This is a genomic window from Variovorax sp. 38R (assembly GCF_014843395.1).
Classification (GTDB): domain Bacteria; phylum Pseudomonadota; class Gammaproteobacteria; order Burkholderiales; family Burkholderiaceae_C; genus Variovorax; species Variovorax paradoxus_H.
The window spans coordinates 4006698-4023719 of sequence record NZ_CP062121.1 but is presented as its reverse complement, the minus strand read 5'-3'; the positions used below and the strand labels follow the sequence as shown (position 1 = coordinate 4023719).

Annotated in this window: 14 protein-coding genes and 1 riboswitch; of the genes, 10 read left to right on the top strand and 4 right to left on the bottom strand. The window is 70.0% G+C overall.

Annotated features, from left to right (window positions below):
* The first annotated feature begins 60 nt into the window (after positions 1-60).
* Entirely contained in the window at positions 61-1764 is a 1704-nt protein-coding gene (gene ybaL / locus IG196_RS18530) for a YbaL family putative K(+) efflux transporter (RefSeq protein ID WP_192192284.1), read from the top strand.
* A gap of 16 nt (positions 1765-1780) precedes the next feature.
* On the opposite strand, the gene IG196_RS18525 is transcribed toward ybaL, so the two are convergent.
* On the bottom strand, positions 1781-2188 hold the full coding sequence (locus IG196_RS18525; protein WP_192192283.1) for a hypothetical protein: 408 nt from the start codon (positions 2186-2188) through the stop codon (positions 1781-1783).
* 151 nt (positions 2189-2339) lie between these two features.
* Between IG196_RS18525 and IG196_RS18520 the strand changes: the two genes are divergently transcribed.
* The 9 genes from IG196_RS18520 to IG196_RS18480 all read left to right on the top strand — a co-directional run bounded on the left by IG196_RS18520 (position 2340) and on the right by IG196_RS18480 (position 14628).
* A complete protein-coding gene (locus IG196_RS18520; protein ID WP_062480886.1) occupies positions 2340-2561 on the top strand; it encodes a hypothetical protein in 222 nt (73 codons plus the stop codon).
* 80 nt (positions 2562-2641) lie between these two features.
* A riboswitch (cobalamin riboswitch) is annotated at positions 2642-2923 on the top strand.
* Positions 2924-3052: 129 nt separating this feature from the next.
* Positions 3053-5236 carry a TonB-dependent receptor gene (locus IG196_RS18515; protein ID WP_192192282.1) on the top strand — a complete coding sequence of 728 codons (2184 nt, stop codon included), beginning with the start codon at positions 3053-3055 and terminating at the stop codon, positions 5234-5236.
* Positions 5237-5246: 10 nt separating this feature from the next.
* Positions 5247-6785, top strand: coding sequence for a PepSY domain-containing protein (locus IG196_RS18510; protein WP_192192281.1), 1539 nt, complete (start codon positions 5247-5249; stop codon positions 6783-6785).
* A 73-nt stretch (positions 6786-6858) separates the two neighbouring features.
* Complete coding sequence (locus IG196_RS18505) at positions 6859-7536, top strand: energy-coupling factor ABC transporter permease (RefSeq protein ID WP_192192280.1); 678 nt, start codon at positions 6859-6861, stop codon at positions 7534-7536.
* 81 nt (positions 7537-7617) lie between these two features.
* Entirely contained in the window at positions 7618-8685 is a 1068-nt protein-coding gene (cobW, locus tag IG196_RS18500; RefSeq protein WP_192192279.1) for a cobalamin biosynthesis protein CobW, read from the top strand.
* A gap of 7 nt (positions 8686-8692) precedes the next feature.
* Entirely contained in the window at positions 8693-12505 is a 3813-nt protein-coding gene (gene cobN / locus IG196_RS18495) for a cobaltochelatase subunit CobN (RefSeq protein ID WP_192192278.1), read from the top strand.
* A complete protein-coding gene (locus tag IG196_RS18490; protein ID WP_192192277.1) occupies positions 12502-13560 on the top strand; it encodes an ATP-binding protein in 1059 nt (352 codons plus the stop codon). The genes cobN and IG196_RS18490 overlap by 4 nt, the downstream gene beginning before the upstream one ends.
* Before the next feature lie 83 nt (positions 13561-13643).
* On the top strand, positions 13644-14198 hold the full coding sequence (locus tag IG196_RS18485; RefSeq protein WP_225616720.1) for a vWA domain-containing protein: 555 nt from the start codon (positions 13644-13646) through the stop codon (positions 14196-14198).
* A gap of 145 nt (positions 14199-14343) precedes the next feature.
* The gene (locus IG196_RS18480) at positions 14344-14628 is read left to right on the top strand and encodes a DUF1090 family protein (RefSeq protein ID WP_225616719.1); all 285 of its coding nucleotides are present in this window, start codon (positions 14344-14346) and stop codon (positions 14626-14628) included.
* A gap of 24 nt (positions 14629-14652) precedes the next feature.
* On the opposite strand, the gene IG196_RS18475 is transcribed toward IG196_RS18480, so the two are convergent.
* From IG196_RS18475 to IG196_RS18465, 3 genes are read right to left on the bottom strand one after another with little or no spacing between them, the layout of a single operon-like run.
* Positions 14653-15207 (bottom strand): SET domain-containing protein, encoded by a 555-nt coding sequence (locus tag IG196_RS18475; protein WP_192192275.1) that lies wholly within the window; start codon positions 15205-15207, stop codon positions 14653-14655.
* Positions 15204-16070: a GNAT family N-acetyltransferase gene (locus IG196_RS18470; protein ID WP_192192274.1), complete on the bottom strand. Its 867-nt coding sequence runs from the start codon at positions 16068-16070 to the stop codon at positions 15204-15206. Before IG196_RS18470 ends, IG196_RS18475 begins: the two co-directional genes overlap by 4 nt.
* A gap of 10 nt (positions 16071-16080) precedes the next feature.
* Entirely contained in the window at positions 16081-17010 is a 930-nt protein-coding gene (locus IG196_RS18465) for an ABC transporter substrate-binding protein (protein ID WP_192192273.1), read from the bottom strand.
* Positions 17011-17022 lie beyond the last annotated feature (12 nt).

Below are 17022 nucleotides of genomic sequence, written 5' to 3'. Positions count from 1 at the left end.
GCGGGCCCGCAGAAGCCTGCGGGCTTCAAAGGTTGGGGGTCGTTCCTGCAAAATGGACCGATGCCCCACAGCGTCTCACTCATCAATACGATTGCCGCCGGCCTGGGGTTGGCGCTGGTGTTCGGCTTTCTCGCGGCGCGGCTGCGATTGCCAGCCTTGGTGGGGTACCTCTTGGCGGGCGTGATCATCGGCCCGTTCACGCCCGGCTTCGTGGCCGATGCGGGCATTGCCGCGCAGCTGGCCGAGATCGGCGTGATGCTGCTGATGTTCGGCGTGGGCCTGCATTTTTCGCTGACCGACCTGCTTGCGGTGCGCAAGATCGCGCTGCCCGGCGCCATCGCGCAGATCGTCGTCGCCACGCTGCTCGGCGGCGGCCTGGCGATGTGGTGGGGTTGGAGCTGGGGCGCGGCGCTGGTGTTCGGGCTGGCGCTGTCGGTGGCGAGCACGGTGGTGCTGCTGCGCGCGCTCGAGAGCCTGGGCATCCTCGATTCTTTTACCGGCCGCATCGCCGTCGGCTGGCTGGTGGTCGAAGACCTCGCGATGGTGCTGGTGCTCGTGCTGCTGCCACCGCTGGCGGGCGCGCTGGGCGGCACCAATGCCGACACGAACGGCGCCCCGGTCTGGCAGACGCTGGGTCTCACCTTGCTGCAGGTCGGCGGCTTCGTGGCGCTGATGCTCGTGGTCGGGCGGCGCGTGTTCCCGTGGATTCTCTGGCAGGTCGCGGGCACCGGCTCGCGCGAGCTGTTCACGCTGTGCGTGGTGGCGGCGGCCGTGAGCATTGCCTTCGCCTCGGCGGCGCTGTTCGGCGTGTCGTTCGCGCTGGGCGCGTTCTTCGCCGGCATGGTGATGCGCGAGTCGCAGTTCAGCCACCGCGCGGCGCAGGAGTCGCTGCCGCTGCGCGACGCGTTCGCCGTGCTGTTCTTCGTGTCGGTCGGCATGCTGTTCGACCCGTCGGTGCTGGTCGACCGCCCGCTGCAGGTGCTGGCCGTGGTGCTCGTCATCGTGCTGGGCAAGTCGCTCGCGGCCTGCGCGCTGGTGCTGGTGTTTCGCTACCCGCTGGCCACGGCGCTCACGGTGAGCGCGAGCCTGGCGCAGATCGGCGAGTTCTCGTTCATCCTGGCCGGGCTGGGCGTGATGCTCGGCCTGCTGCCGGTGGAAGGGCAGAGCCTGGTGCTGGCCGGTGCGCTGATCTCCATCGCCACCAACCCGCTGTGGTTCAGCCTGATCGCGCCGCTGCAGAAATGGCTGCACGCGCATTCGAAGTTCGCGCGCGAACTCGACATGCGCAGCGACCCGCTGGCCGAACTGCCGATGACGACCGAGGCCAAGTACCTGTCGCGCCAGGTCGTGCTGGTCGGCTACGGCCGGGTGGGCCGGCGCATCGCCGCCGAACTCGAAACGCACGACATTCCCTACGTGGTGGCCGAGCAGAACCGCGAGCTGGTCGAGAAGCTGCGCGAGGCCGGCATTCCGGCCGTGTGGGGCGATGCGGCCGACCCGGCGGTGCTGATCCAGGCGCATGTGGCACGCGCCCGCGTGCTCGTGGTGGCCACGCCCGATGCCATGAACGTGCGCCAGATGATCGAAACCGCCCGCACGCTGAATCCGACCATCCAGACCGTGGTGCGCAGCCACAACGAGCAGGAAGCGCGTTTGCTGGCCGACGAAACCGATGCGAAGGTGTTCCTGGGCGAACAGGAACTCGCCCAGGCCATGGCCCGCGATGTGGTGCAGCGCGCCGCCGCGATGGCGGTGCCGGCCTGAGGGCTGGCTGGCGGATCTACAGGTCTTCGATCACCAGCGTGCGATAGCGCTCGGCGATCGAGTAGGGCACGGTACGCACCAGTTCCATCACGCGCTCGGCGGTGGCGCCGTCCTTGGTGCGGATCAACAGGCCCGTGTGGCCTTCCTGGGCCAGCTCGATGAAAGCGCGCACCGTGGCGCCGTCGGTGCCGGCGGAGGGCAGGGGACTGTGCGAGGCATGCACGGTCGGCGCGATTTCCGCCAGGACGGTTTCGGGCGGCAGCAGGTAGACCTCGTCGCCGCTCACGATGCCTTTCTCGATCAGCCCGTGGCCGATGCGGCTGGCGTCTTCGACGCTCGGAAACATCACCAGCGAGTAACCGGTCGGATAGAACGCGCCGCCGAAACTGGCGCGCATGTTGGGTTCAAGCGTGAAATGTTTCATGCTGACTCCTTGTTCTGATGCAGCTCCCCACCCCTAACATTAGGCCGCGCGGCGTACATGCACTGTAGGAGAAGCCCTAGTACTGACAACCGCGCCGGCCTCCTGCCCGTTCAAAGGCAGGTTCATTCCCTCTGTTTCATTCCTGACCGTCATGCCTTCGCCGAGAGACATCGCACTCACCGTCCACGAACTGGAAGAAGGGGAGTTCTATTGGGTGCTGATGGAGGCCGTCGACGGCTCGCCCGGCGACTCCACCCATGTGTACGTGCCACTCGAAGCCGCCCACGAGCCCTACGCCACCTATTCGAACGCGCTGGTGGCTGGCGTCGCGGTGCTGCGGCGGCTGTTCGGGCCCGACGGCAAGCCCGTCTGACGGGGCCCGGAAGGGCGCCGCCGCAGGGCGCTCCCTATAATCCCGGCGGTTGGAAACATTGGTTCACACCGGTGTCGTCCAACACCCCACGGTTCGAAGGTGCCCTGCACGACCAGTCACAGGATTGGCGGCGGGGTTAAACGGGAAGCAGGTGCGAGGCGTCGTCTTTTTGATCGACGCTTCCATTCCTGCGCTGCCCCCGCAACGGTCAGCGGATATCGACACCCTCAGGCTCATGCGCTTTCTTGCATGGGCAGCCACTGCGCTTCGGCGTGGGAAGGCGAGGGGTTCGGCGTCGAGGTGCATGCACCTTTCGACGCACTCCGCGAGCCCGGATACCGGCCTTCGCAACCGCCTTCGGACGCTGCGGGAGTGCGTGTCCGGGCCTGCCCTTTCCCCTCGCGCGAAACGGCACCGCCCTCAGCCTCTTCTCCCTCTTCGTCCTCGATCGGTCAGGAGCCTGCGGGGACGCGGGCCGGAGGAGAAATCGGATGAATCAGGCATCGCTGCCCTTGCGCGATCGCCCGGGCCTGCCCCTGCAACGGGCACGCCTTTCGGGTCTTTCAGGCATTTCATTGGGGCTCGGCCTCGCATGCGGGCCAGCCCTTGCCCAGTCGGGCGACACGGCGGGCCGCCCCAGCCTGGCGCCCGTGCAGATCGAAGCCAACCGCCACACGCCGCTGGCCCTGGACGAGCCCACGCAGACCGGCAGCCGTCTGGGCCTCACGCCGCTCGAAACGCCGGCCAGCATCGAGGTGCTCACCGGCGACACCATCCGCGCACGCGGCGACGTGTCGGTGGTCGAGGCCGCGAGCCGTGCCACCGGCATCACGGGCTCGCCCGCGCCGGGCAACGGCGGCTCGGCGCTGTCGGCACGCGGCTTCAACGGCCACGGCTCGGTGATGCAGCTGTACGACGGCACACGCCTGTACGTGGGCGCGGGCACCGTCACCTTTCCGTTCGACACCTGGTCGACCGACCGCATCGAGGTGCTGCGCGGCGCCGCCTCGGTGATGTTCGGCGAAGGCGCCATCGGCGGCGCGATCAACGTGGTGCCCAAGAAGCCCACGCGCGGCCCGATTCGCAACGAAGCGCTCGTGACCGTGGGCTCCGACGCCACGCGCCAGGTCGCCTTCGGCAGCGGCGGGGCGATCAACGACATGCTGTCGTACCGCTTCGACATCAGCCATCGCAGGACCGACGGCTTCATGCTGCGCGGGGAGGCCGAGAGCCTGGCCGTGGGCGGCGCGGTGCGGCTCGACGTGTCGCCGCAGCTGCAGTTCACGCTCTCGCACGACGAGGGCCGCCGGACGCCACAGCGCTATTTCGGCGTGCCGCTCATCAACGGCCGCGTGAGCAGCCTGAACCGCGAACAGAACTACAACCTCGACGACGCCGAGGTCAAGTACCGCGACCGCTGGACCCGCCTCGATGCGCAATGGACGCCCAACGACGCCGTCACCGTGCGCAACCAGCTCTACCGCCTGGACAGCAAGCGCCACTGGCGCGACAGCGAAACCTACACCTACAGCGCCACCACGCACCGCGTGACGCGCGGCGACTACCTGGAGATCGGGCACGACCAGGAGCAGATCGGCAACCGCACCGACGCCACCTTCAAGCACGCGCTGTTCGGCCTGAAGAACCAGGTGCTGGTGGGCTTCGATGTGAACCGCATCGACTTCCTGAATTCGAGCGACACGCCCTACGGCGGGCGCTCGGTGGTCGACGCCTTTGTGTTCAACCCCGGCTATTACGTCTCGCCCACGGCCTACCTGCCGCGCTACAAGACCAAGACCCGCACCTACGCCTTCTTCGCCGAAGACAAGCTGGCCTTCAACGAGCAGTGGTCGGTGGTCGGCAGCCTGCGCTGGGACCACGCGAAGATCGTGCGCACCGATCCGCAGAACCGCGCGCCGCGCCTGGACAAGACGTTTGAATACGCCACCGGCCGCCTCGGCGTGGTCTACGCGCCCGACGGCGCGCAGTCGTTCTATGCGCAGGTGGCGCGCGCGGCCGATCCGCTCACCGGGCTCATCAGCACGTCGGCCACGCAGGTGCCGTTCGAGCTCAGCGTCGGCAAGCAGGTCGAGGTGGGCTACAAGCGCCAGCTGGCCGAAGGCCGCGGCGCCTGGAGTGTGGCCGCCTACCGCATCGAGAAGACCAAGCTGCTGTCGCGCGACGCGAACGACCCGACCGTCGTGCAGCAGATCGGCAAGCAGTCGTCCGAAGGCATCGAAGCCACGCTCGACCTGGCACTGACCTCCACGCTGCGCCTCGAAGCCAACGCCGCGCGGCTGCGTGCGCGCTATGACGACTTCAACGAGGCGGTCGGCAAGTCGCTGGTCTCGCGCGCGGGCAACACGCCGGCCGGCGTGCCCGAGGTGGCGGCCAACCTGTGGCTGCACTGGCACTTCCTGCCGCAGTGGGAGGCCAGGTTCGGCGTGCGCCACGTCGGCGCGCGGCAGGTCGATGCGGCCAACACGCGGCAGATCGGCTCGTACACCGTGGCCGACGCGGGCGTGAGCTGGCAGGCGAACCCGTCGCTCAAGCTCGCGTTGCGCGCCTTCAACCTCGCCGACCGCAAGTACCCGGTCTCGTTCTCGAACGGCGGCAACCAGTGGTTGCTGGGCCGGCCGCGTTCGTTCGAGCTGTCGGCACTGGTGAACTTCTGAGCAACGCCTCATGAGCACCGCATGGCAACGCGCATGGCCCCCGCTGCGGCGGGCGCTGTACTGGACGCATCGATGGCTGGGCATCGGCGGCTGCCTGCTGTTCGTCATGTGGTTCGTCTCGGGCGTGGTCATGATGTACGTGGGGTACCCGAACCTCACGGACGAAGAGCGGCTCGCGGGGCTCGGCCCGGTGCGCTTCGAACAGGCGGTGGTCACGCCATCCGCCGCGCTCGATGCCTTGCCGCCCGCGGTGCGCGCGCAGCAGCCCAGGCGCATGGCGCTCGAAATGCAGGCCGGCGCCGACGCGCAGCCCGTGTGGCGCATCGTCGATGCGCGCGGCGGGCGCCATGCCGTGTCCGCGCGCGACGGCCGTGTGCTCGGGCGGGTCGATGCCGCGCAGGCCGAGGCCATCGCCCGCGACTTTGCCGCACAGCCCGGGGCACGCTGGGCCGAAACGCTGGAGCGCGACCAGTGGACCGTGCCGCAGGGTCTGAACCCGCTGCGCCCGCTGCACCGCATCGCAATCGGCGACGCGGCGGGCACCGCGCTGTACGTGTCTTCGCGCACCGGTGAGGTGGTGCGCGACACCACGCGCACCGAGCGCTTCTGGAACTGGCTGGGCGCCGTGCCGCACTGGATCTACTTCACGCCGCTGCGCGCCGACCCGCCGCTGTGGCACGACGTGGTCGTGTGGCTGTCGGCCGCGTGCATCGTTTCGGCCGTGACGGGCATCGTCATCGGCATCCTGCGCATCCGGCTGCGTCGACGCTTTCGCAGCGGCGCGGTCACGCCGTACACCGGCTGGATGGCCTGGCACCACATCGCCGGATTCATCGGTGGGTTCTTCGTGCTGACCTGGATCGTGAGCGGCTGGCTGTCGATGAACCCCAACAAGTGGTTCGAGCGCGGGGCGGCCGATGCGACCGCGATGGCGCGCTACACGGGCGCGGGCGCGTCGCCGTTCCCCTGGCCGCCGGCCGTGCTGCCGACAGGCGAGGGCACTGGCGCACCGCGCGAGGCGCTGCTGATGTGGTTCGACGGCAAGCCGCTCTTGCAACTGCGCGATGCGCAGGCCCGCGTGCAGGTTGTCGATGCCGCCACCGGCGCATCCACTGCCATCGCCCGCGACGACATCGAACGCGCCGCCGCACGGCTGCGCCCCGGCGCCACGATCACGCAAGCCACCTTGCAGACGCGCGAAGACTTCCACTGGTACGGCCACCACCGCACGCGCGTGCTGCCCGTGTGGCGGCTCGAGTTCGACGACGTCGCGCGCAGCTGGCTCTACATCGATCCCGCGAGCGGCCAGGTGGCCGGCAGCAACGACCGCAACGCGCGGCTGCGCCGCTGGCTCTTCAACGCCGCGCACAGCCTCGACTTTCCCTGGCTCATCCAGCACCGGCCGGCCTGGGATGTCGTGGTGTGGTTCCTGTCGATCATCGGCGCCGTCGCTTCGGCGAGTGGCGTGGTGATCGGCTGGCGGCGGCTGCGGCGCAAGCCACAGCCGTCGCCTGTTCAGCGGGGGCTGCAAGGCTCCCGGGTTTCATGACGGGGACTTGCGCAAGCCGGTCCATCCCCCAACAATCAACTTTCGCACTTCGGTGCATTTCAGGAGGTGCGCGATGCACATCGAACCCGGACTCGTCGACGGATCCAAGATCTTCCTCAGCTATGCCACAGGGGCGGCTGCACTGGCCTACACGGGCAAAGTCGCCTTCGACACCCTGCTGAAGGACGGCCCCATCGGCCTGGCGCTGCGCTCGGTCTTCACCGTGATGCTCGTGTTCTGCTTCTTCGAGCTGTTCCCGCACCATCCCGTGGGCGTGTCCGAGGTGCACCTGATTCTGGGCACCACGCTGATGCTCCTCTTCGGGCTCGCACCCGCGGCCATCGGCCTGGCGGGCGGGTTGCTCATTCAAAGCCTGTTCTTTGCACCCCCTGACCTGCCGCAGTACGGCATGAACGTCACGACCTTGCTGGTGCCGCTGTTCGCCACCGCCGCGCTGGCACGCCGCATCATTCCCGCGAACATGGCCTACGTGGACATCAGCTACCAGCAGGCCTTCAAGCTGTCGGTGGCCTACCAGGGCGGCATCGTGGTGTGGGTCGGCTTCTGGGCCCTCTACGGTCGCGGCACCGGCCTGGAGAACCTGGGCCAGGTCGCCAGCTTCGGCGCGGCCTACATGACCGTCGTGCTGGTCGAGCCGCTGGTCGACCTGGGCGTGCTGGCTGCGGCCAAGGCCAGGCGCCGCCTGCAGGGCACGGCCCTCGTCGAGCGCCGCCTGTACAGCGCCGTCTGATTCGCGCCCATCTGAAGAGGGGGCGCCGCTCGCCGGCGCCCGATTCCCTGTGCGCCCTCGGCGCCTGAAAGCACTCACTCCATGACATCCAGCAACAACGCCAAGATCCCCGTCACCATCGTCACGGGCTTCCTCGGCAGCGGCAAGACCACGCTGCTGCGCCACATCCTCGGCAATGCCGAGGGCCGTCGCATCGCGGTGGTGGTCAACGAGTTCGGCGAACTCGGCATCGACGGCGACATCCTGCGCGGTTGCGGCATCGGCTGCGACGACGAGGGCAACGAGCGCGAAGGTGCGCTGTACGAGCTCGCCAACGGCTGCGTCTGCTGCACCGTGCAGGAAGAGTTCCTGCCCGTGATGCTGCAGCTGGCCGAGCGCCGCGGCGACATCGATGCGGTGATCATCGAGACCTCGGGCCTGGCGCTGCCCAAGCCGCTGGTGCAGGCCTTCCAGTGGCCCGACATCGCGAACATCTTCACCGTCGATTCGGTGGTGACCGTGGTCGACGGCCCCGCCGCCGCCTCGGGCCAGTTCGCCGCGAACCCCGCGCAGGTCGACGTGCAACGCCGCGCCGACCCCAACCTCGACCACGAATCGCCGCTGCACGAGCTGTTCGAAGACCAGCTCTCGGCCGCCGACCTCGTGGTGCTCAACAAGACCGACCTCATGGACGCCGCCGCGCGCGCACAGGTCGAGGCGCTGGTGCGCGAAGAGCTGCCGCCCGAGGTGAAGATCGTCGGCGCCACCGAAGGCAAGCTGCCGCTCGCACTGCTGCTGGGCCAGGGCCGCGCCGCCGAAAGCACCATCCACCTGCGCGAGAGCCACCACGACCATGAGGAAGACCACGACCACGACGAGTTCGACTCGCTCGTGATCGAGCTGCCGCCCGTGGACCGCGACAGCCTCATCGCCGTGCTGACCACGCTGGTCGAGCGGCACACCATCTACCGCGTGAAGGGCTTCGTCGCCGTGCCGAACAAGCCGATGCGCCTGCTCGTGCAAGGCGTGGGCCGCCGCTTCGACCACCACTTCGATCGCCGCTGGCGCGACGGCGAGGCGCAACGCACGCGCCTCGTGTTCATCGGCGAAGACCTCGACGAGGCCGCGCTGCGCAAGGCGCTCGAAGGCGTGGCCGCCGTGCTCGCCTGATCAACGCATGCACCTGCTGAGCACCCAGCCCGGACGCTTCGTCGAAGACGATCCGAGCGTCGTCACCCGGCTCGACCAGACGCCGGGCGACATCGTGGTGCTCAGCTCGGCCGACACCACGCTCGCGCTGCTCGCCGCCGCGCGCACCGCGCTGGCGGCCACCGACCCCGGCTACCCGTCGCTGCGGCTGGCCAACCTCATGCACCTGCGCCAGCCTGCGTCGCTCGACCTGTACGTCGACGAAGTGCTGCGGCATGCGCGCGTGGTGGTGGTCGATCACCTGGGGGCCGAATCGGCCTGGGCCTACGGGCTGCAACAGCTCGAAAAGCTCGCCAAGCGCCAGGGCCAGCAGCTCGCGATGTTCTCGGGCGACCTGCAGGAAGACGAAGACCTGCTCGCGCGCGGCACCGTGCCGCGCGGCGTGAGCCGGCAGCTCTGGCAGTACCTGCGCTCGGGCGGCGCGGGCAACGCGGCGCAGTTCCTGCGCGCGGTGGCCTTCCACGGGCTGGGCCATGGCGAAGCGCCGTTGCCGCCGCGCAGCCTGCCGCAGGTGGCACTGCATGTGCCGGGCGGCATCGATGCGGCGCACACGGTTGCGGGCATCGACGACCTGCGTGCGGGCTGGCATGCGAACGCGCCCGTGGTGGCGCTGGTGTTCTATCGCTCGCACCTGCTGTCGGGCAACACCGAAGCCTTCGATGCGCTGGCCGCCGCGCTGCATGCCGAAGGGCTGAACCCGCTGCCCGTGGCGCTCGATTCGCTGAAAGACCCGCTGTGCCTTTCCGCACTGCGCGCGCTGTGCATCGAGCACGACGTGCAGCTGGTGCTCAACACCACCGCCTTCGCTGCGTTGGGGCAGGGCGCTTCGGACGAGAGCGGTGAGCCCGTGGCACTCGCGGGCGACGCCCCCGTGCTGCAGGTGATCGTGAGCGGCGGCAACCGCGAAGACTGGCTTGCTGACAGCCAGGGCCTGCGCCCACGCGACATCGCGATGCAGATTGCCCTGCCCGAGATGGACGGGCGCATCGTCACGCGCGCCGTGAGCTTCAAGGGCCTGTCGCACCGCTGCGAACTCACGCAGACCGAAGTGGTCGGCTACAGGCCCGAGCCCGACCGCATTGCCTTCGTGGCCGAGCTGGCGCGCCGCTGGTGCCGGCTGCGCAGCCTGCGCGCCGACGAGAAGCGCGTCGCGCTGATCCTGGCGAACTACCCCGGCAGCGAAGGCCGCATCGGCAGCGGCGTGGGGCTGGACACGCCGGCCTCGGTGATGGCCATCCTGCGCACGATGCAGGCCGAGGGCTACACGCTCGACGCGCTGCCCGCGGACGGCGACGCGCTGATGCGCACGCTGCAGGAAGGCATCGCCAACGATTCTGCTCAATGGGCCGCGCGGCCCGCGTGGCAGAGCTACGCGCTCGCCGACTACCGCGCCCGCCTTGCCGCGCTGCCCGAGGGCATGGCCGCTGCCATCGATGCGCAATGGGGCCCGCCTGAAAACGATCCGATGCTGCGCCAGGGCCGCTTCATGATCGCCGGGCTGCGGCTGGGCCGCGTGTTCGTCGGCATCCAACCGGCGCGCGCGCTGGGCCCGCTGGGCTTGGCCGACTACGCGAGTTACCACGACGCCGAATTGGTGCCGCCGCACAGCTACCTCGCCTTCTACTTCTGGCTGCGCGACGTGTTCGCCGTCGACGCGGTCGTCCACGTCGGCAAGCACGGCAACCTCGAGTGGCTGCCGGGCAAGAGCCTCGCGCTGTCGGCCACCTGCTGGCCCGATGCGATCCTCGGGCCGCTGCCCAACGTCTATCCCTTCATCGTCAACGACCCCGGCGAGGGCGCGCAGGCCAAGCGCCGCACGCAGGCCGTGATCGTCGACCACCTGATGCCGCCGCTCACGCGCGCCGAGAACCACGGCCCGCTGCAGGACCTGGAGCGGCAGGTCGACGAGTACTACGACGCGCTGCTGGTCGACGCGCGCCGCGCCAAGGTGCTGCGCGCGCAGATCCTCGCGACCGTGCGTGCCCAGCACCTGGTCGAAGAGCTGGGCATGCCGGGCGCGGAAGACGATGCCGTGCTCGCGCGCGTCGATGCGTACCTGTGCGAACTGAAAGAAACCCAGATCCGCGACGGCCTGCATGTGTTCGGCGACTCGCCGCGCGCGCGGCTGCGGCGCGACACGCTGCTCGCGCTCGCACGCTACCCGGCCGGCGACGGCGCGGGCGAGAACGCCGGGCTGCTCGGCGCGCTCGCGGCCGATCTGCTGCCCGGCGAGGCCTTCGACCCGCTCGACATCGACGCAGCGCGGCCCTGGCAGGGCGCACGGCCGGCATTGCTGGCGGCCGTGAGCGACGAGGCCTGGCGCCACCAGGGCGACACGCGCGAGCGACTGGAGCTGTTGGCCCAGCAGCTGCTCGAAGCGGAGAGCTGCCCGCCCGGGCTGCCGCACACCGCTGCGGTGATGGGTCGCATCGCACGCAGCCTCGCACCCGCGCTCGATGCGTGTGGCGGGGAAGAACTGCGTCAGCTGTCGCGCGCATTGCAGGGCCGCTTCGTGCCGCCGGGCCCGAGCGGTTCGCCCTCGCGCGGCCGGCCCGACGTGCTGCCGACCGGGCGCAACTTCTACGCGGTCGACACGCGCGCCATCCCCACGCCCACGGCCTGGATGCTCGGGCTCAAGTCCGCCGCGCAGCTGGTCGAACGGCATCTGCAGGAGCACGGCGACTACCCGGTCGCACTGGGCCTGTCGGTCTGGGGCACGGCCACCATGCGCACCGGCGGCGACGACCTGGCGCAGGCCTTCGCACTCATCGGCGTGCGTCCCAAGTGGGCACCGGGCAGCCAGCGCGTGGTCGACTTCGAGGTGCTGCCCACGGTCGGCATCGGGCGTCCGCGCATCGATGTCACGCTGCGCATCTCGGGCTTCTTCCGCGATGCCTTTCCCAATGCCGTGCAGATGTTCGACGCGGCCGTGCAGGCCGTGGCTGCGCAGGAAGACGAAGACGCCGAGCGCAACCCGATCCGCGCGCGCATCCTGCGCGAAGCCGCGGCGCTCGAAGCGCAAGGCGTGGCGCCCGACGAGGCGCGCACGCAGGCCGGCTGGCGCGTGTTCGGTTCCGCGCCCGGCAGCTACGGCTCGGGCCTGCAGCCGCTGTTCGACCACGGCGACTGGCAGACCGACGACGACCTGTCGAAGGCCTATGTCGGCGGCAGTGCCCATGCTTACGGGCAGGGCAGCGACGGCGTGCCGGCCAGCGACGCGCTGGTGCGTCGGTTGCGCACGATGAACGTCGTGCTGCAGAACCAGGACAGCCGCGAGCACGACCTGCTCGACTCCAACGACTACTACCAGTTCCAGGGCGGCATGGCCGCCGCCGTGCGCCACCTGAGCGGGCAGCAGCCCGCGATGTACCACGGCGACCACGGCAACCCGCAGGCGCCGCGCGTGCGCACGCTGAAGGAAGAAATCAGCCGCGTGATCCGTTCGCGCGTGGTCAACCCCAAGTGGATCGACGGCGTGAAACGCCACGGCTACAAGGGTGCCTTCGAGATGGCTGCGACGGTCGATTACCTGTTCGGCTTCGACGCCACCGCGCGCGTGGTGGGCGACCACCAGTACGCGATGGTGGCCGACGCCTACGTGCTCGACGAGGCCACCCGCGACTTCGTCAACGCGCACAATCCGCGCGCGCTGCAGGACATGCTCAACCGCCTGCTCGAAGCCATGCAGCGCGGCCTCTGGCAGTCGCCCGGCGACTACAAGCACCAATTGGAAAACCTGCTGCTCGACCACGAGCAGCAGATGGAAGGAAGCTCCCGATGACCACAGCCGCCCCGATGCCGGTGCCGTTTCCCTTTGCCGCGATCGCCGGCCAGCCGCAGCTGCGCCAGGCGCTGCTGCTGGCCGCGGTCGATCCCGCGCTGGGCGGCGTGCTCATCGAAGGCCCGCGCGGCACCGCCAAGACCACGGCCGCGCGCGCGCTCGCCGAGCTGTTGCCCGGCGCGCCCTTCGTCACGCTGCCGCTCGGCGCGAGCCTCGAAAGCCTCGTGGGCACGCTCGACCTGGGGCAGGCGCTGGCCGCCCATGAACTCAAGTTCGCGCCCGGCCTGCTGGCGCGCGCGCACGGCGGCGTGCTGTACGTCGATGAGATCAACCTGCTGCCCGACGCGCTCATCGACTCGCTGCTCGACGCGGCGGCCAGCGGCGTGAATGTGGTGGAGCGCGACGGCATCTCGCACCGGCATGCCGCGCGCTTCGTGCTGGTGGGCACCATGAACCCGGAAGAGGGCACCCTGCGCCCGCAGCTGCTCGACCGCTTCGGCCTGTGCGTGCGGCTGCGCAACCTCCAGGACGCGGCCGAGCGGCAGGCCATCGTGCGTGCACGCTTGGCTTTCGATGCCGATCCGCAGGGCTTCCGTGCGGCGCATGCGGATGAAGAAGCTGCGCTCGCCGCCGCCCTGGTGCGTGCGCGAAGCCTCGTGTCAGACGCTGCGGCACTGCCTTATGGCGATGCCGTGCACGAAGCCGTCGGCGCGCTGTGCATCGCGGCCGGCGTGGACGGTCTGCGTGCCGACCTCGTGATGCTGCGGTCCGCGCGTGCGCTCGCGGCGTGGGAGGGCGCGGCATCGATCACCGACGACCATGTGCAGCGCGTGGCCGAGGCGGTGCTGCTGCACCGTCGCCATCCGGCGGCCGAAGCGGCGGTTGCTCCACCCATGGCATCACCCGCACCGAGTCGCAACCCCGGTGACACGCCCGCGCGCAATGCTGGCGACGGCGATTGGGGCGCTATGCCGGCCGAGCCAGTCGGCATCGAACGCGTGAAGCCGCTGCGTCCGCTGATCTCCACTCAGCAGGCCGTCCCAAAAAAAGCCTGAGCCTCCGGGACGCCGCACCCGCTGGCGCACGCCAGGGTGACCGGAGGCAGGGCACGCAACGGGACGCATGGCACGGCGCCGCCGTGCCCGGCACCGCCTTCGACTGGCCACGCACGCTGGTCGCTCGTGGCGCCGATCGATTGAGCGCCGCGCACCTGCGCCATCGCCCACAAGAGGCGCGCAGCGGCACGCTGCATTGTTTTTTGCTCGACTGCTCGGCCTCGATGCGCCACGACGGCCAACTCGCGCGCGCCAAGGGCCAGCTGCTCGCGCTGATGCAGGAGGCCTACCAGCGGCGCGACCACGTGGCGCTGCTGTGCTTTGCCGGCGATGTGGTCGAACTGCGCCTGCCGCCGCGCCGCGCCAGCGCCTGGAACGATGACTGGGTTGCGCCCATCGCGGCCGGCGGTGGCACGCCCCTGGCGCTGGGCGTGCAGCGCGCGCAGCAACTGCTGGCAAAGCACGAGACCCGCCAGCGCTGGCTGTGGCTGCTGACGGACGGCCGCAGCAACGAAAGCCCCGCGCGCCCCGCCGCGGCGGATGTTGCCTGCGTGATGGACTTCGAGCGTGCCCGCACGCCGCTGCACCGAGCCCGGGAACTGGCGGCGCAGTGGGACGCGCGCTACCTCAGCGCCTGAATCACAGGTGCGACCTTGGCCGACCGGAACGGCTGCGACCTGAAGGGGTGAAGGCCTGTTCCGTTGGGGAGTTCAGGTACCGTACGGCATGCGTCCGAAACCCCGTCTCCTGGCCCTTGTGTTGACCCTGGCAATACCCGCCGCCTTGGCACAAGCCGAGCCCTCCGCACAGCCATTGAATGCCGAAAACTGCATGGCGCAGGAAGCGGTGCTGGAGCGCGACATGGCCTTGGCCCGCTCGCGCGGCCAGATGCTGCGCCGGCGCGAGCTGGCCGACACCCTGAGCGCGCTGCAACTGCGCTGCCAGGCGCTGGCACCGGCGAGCCGCGAAGTGCGCATCGAAAAGCTGGAGCACGAGATCCGCACGCTGCGCACCGAGCTCGAACGCGCGGAGGCGCAACTGCGCAGCGTGAAGAGCGAGTCGCCTTGAGCCTTGGCGTTTGTCGCCGCTACTTCACCAGGGCAGCTCGCTGAGCGGCCTGCGCGGGTCTGAAACGGCCGGCGCCACGTCGGCGGGGGTGGCCGGCCCGTCTTTCTCCGACACGACCTCCACCGGCGCCAGCATCGTCCCGCGGCAGCCCGGCGAGCCGCAATGGCAGGGGTACTTCGATGGCGGCGAGCCGTCGTCGGCCGTCAGCGAATAGTCGATGAACAGCTCGTCGCCGGCCTCCACCGCCTCCATCGTCTGGAACCGCAGCACCATCTCGCCCGCCTCGTCGAACTCCTCGACCGCTTCGCAGTTCGGCTCGCACGAATGGTTGAGGTGGCGCGTGGCGTTGCCGCCCTTGGCACCGTCGATGGTCTCGCCGGTCGTCAGCGTGAACAGGTAGGTGAGCTGGTCGTCCCAGGCCTTGGCGGCCACTTCCTGCTTGGTGTAGCGGCGGCCTTCGTACAGGCCGAGGAAGGCTTCGGCCGGCAGGTCGCGCGTGGCGAAGGCGCCGAGGCCGTGCACGCCGCTGGGGCCCACGCGGATGAACGGGGTGGACGAGGTTCGCTTGTTGGGCTTCATGAACGGGCGGGGCGCGAAGAATCGGAAGAAGAAGAGGTGGGCTGGAGTGTCGCGGTCATCTCGATCTGGCGGATGACAAGGGTGGCGCCGCGTGCGACCAGGGCGCGGTGCATCGGGCTGCCTTCGGGCTCGTCGACCAGCCGCCAGCGTGCGCCGGGGCGTGCCTGCGCGAGCGTGTCGAGCAATGCGTGGGCCGAGGCTTCGTCGGGTGCGGCGGCGTCGAGCAGTGCGTGCAGGGGCAGGGCCGGAGGCAGGAGGATGGCGTAGCCGCCCGTCGATGTGCCCAGGGCCACAGCGCCGTCGTGTGCGAGCGCACCCTGAACGGTCGGCCACTCGCGGCGCCAGGTGGGGCGCGAGAGGGCGGTGCAGGCGGCGTGAACGGCGGCGAGCGCGTCGGTGTCGGGCGTCGTCGGGGGCGCAGCATCAGCGGGAGATTCGAAGCTGCCTTCGAGCACTTCGAGCGTGCGGCTTTCAACGAAGCCCGCCTGCCGGTAGAGCTGCCGCGCCGGGTTCTGCTCGATCACTTCGAGCTGCACCTGCGTGATGCCGGCTGCCGACAGGTCGCGCAGCTGCGCCTCGATGAGCTGCTTCGCCAACCCCCGGCGCCGTTGCGCGCTGGCGATGCCGAAGCCTGCGAGGTACGCACGCGAACCGCGCCGGCCGACGAGCGAGAGGCCGCAGGCGTCGCCATCGACGACGATCACGCGCGAGAGCGCAAGGTCGGCTTCGGCGCGCCGCACATGCCGCTCGAACATCGCGCGGTCGAACGCGATCGGCACGAAGTAGTCCTCGTAGGAACGGTTCCAGAGGGCGGTGAGTTCGTCGGTGCCGAAGTTGGCAGCGGGAACGATGTCGAAGTTCATGGGCAGAGAGTCAGTTGCGCGGCGCATCCAGCGACGCAAGGCAATTCACGATGGCGTCGGCCGCCTCGTCGAGCCGGGGGCCGGGCCGCATCATCAGGTCGAAGCGCGCCGAGGCAAAGCTGCAGACGCGCCCGCGCTGGATGGCCGACATGGCCGACCAGCCGGGCCGCGAAGCCATCGCCGAGATTTCGCCGAGGGCCGAGACCATCAGCACGTCGGGGTTGGCGCGCACCACGAACTCGGGGTTCATCTTCGGGAAAGGGCCGAGCGAGCCCGGCACGGCGTTGGCCAGGCCCAGGCGCGCCAGGGTCTCGCCGATGAAGGAGCTTTCGCTCGCAGCGGCGACGCCGCCATGCACCTCGAAGTACACGCGCCGCCCCTGCCAGTTCAGCGGCACGCGGGCGCGCGCTGCGTTCAGCCGGGCATCGAGGGTGCGCCAGAAGGCCTCGCCCGCGCCCGGCTTGCCGGTGGCGCGGGCCACGGTTTCCATCACGCGGCGCATGTCGGCATGGGTCTTGGCGTCGAGCGCCAGCACCTTGATGCCCAGGCGCTCCAGCGTCTCGGCGGCGCGGCTGCGCGGGCGCAGCAGCACGAGGTCGGGCTTGAGCGCGACGATGCGCTCGATGTTCGCGTCGTCCATGCCGCCCACCTGCGGCAGGCCCTTCACCGCCGCCGGCCAGTTGGCGTGGCGGTCGATGCCCACGAGCCGGTCGCAGGCGTCGAGCGCGCAGACCGTCTCGGTGAGCGAGGGCATCAGCGAGACGATGCGTTTGGCGGGCGCCTGCAGCTCGAGCACGCGGCCGCGGCCGTCTTCCAGGCGGATGGTGCCCGCATGCGCCGCCGGGCCGAGGCCCAGAGCCACGAAGGCCGCGGCCCGGGCGATGTGGCGGACGGCGGTGGAAGCAAAAGGTGGGCGCAGGGGCAGGGCGGTGGAAGTCATCGGAGCGGGGGG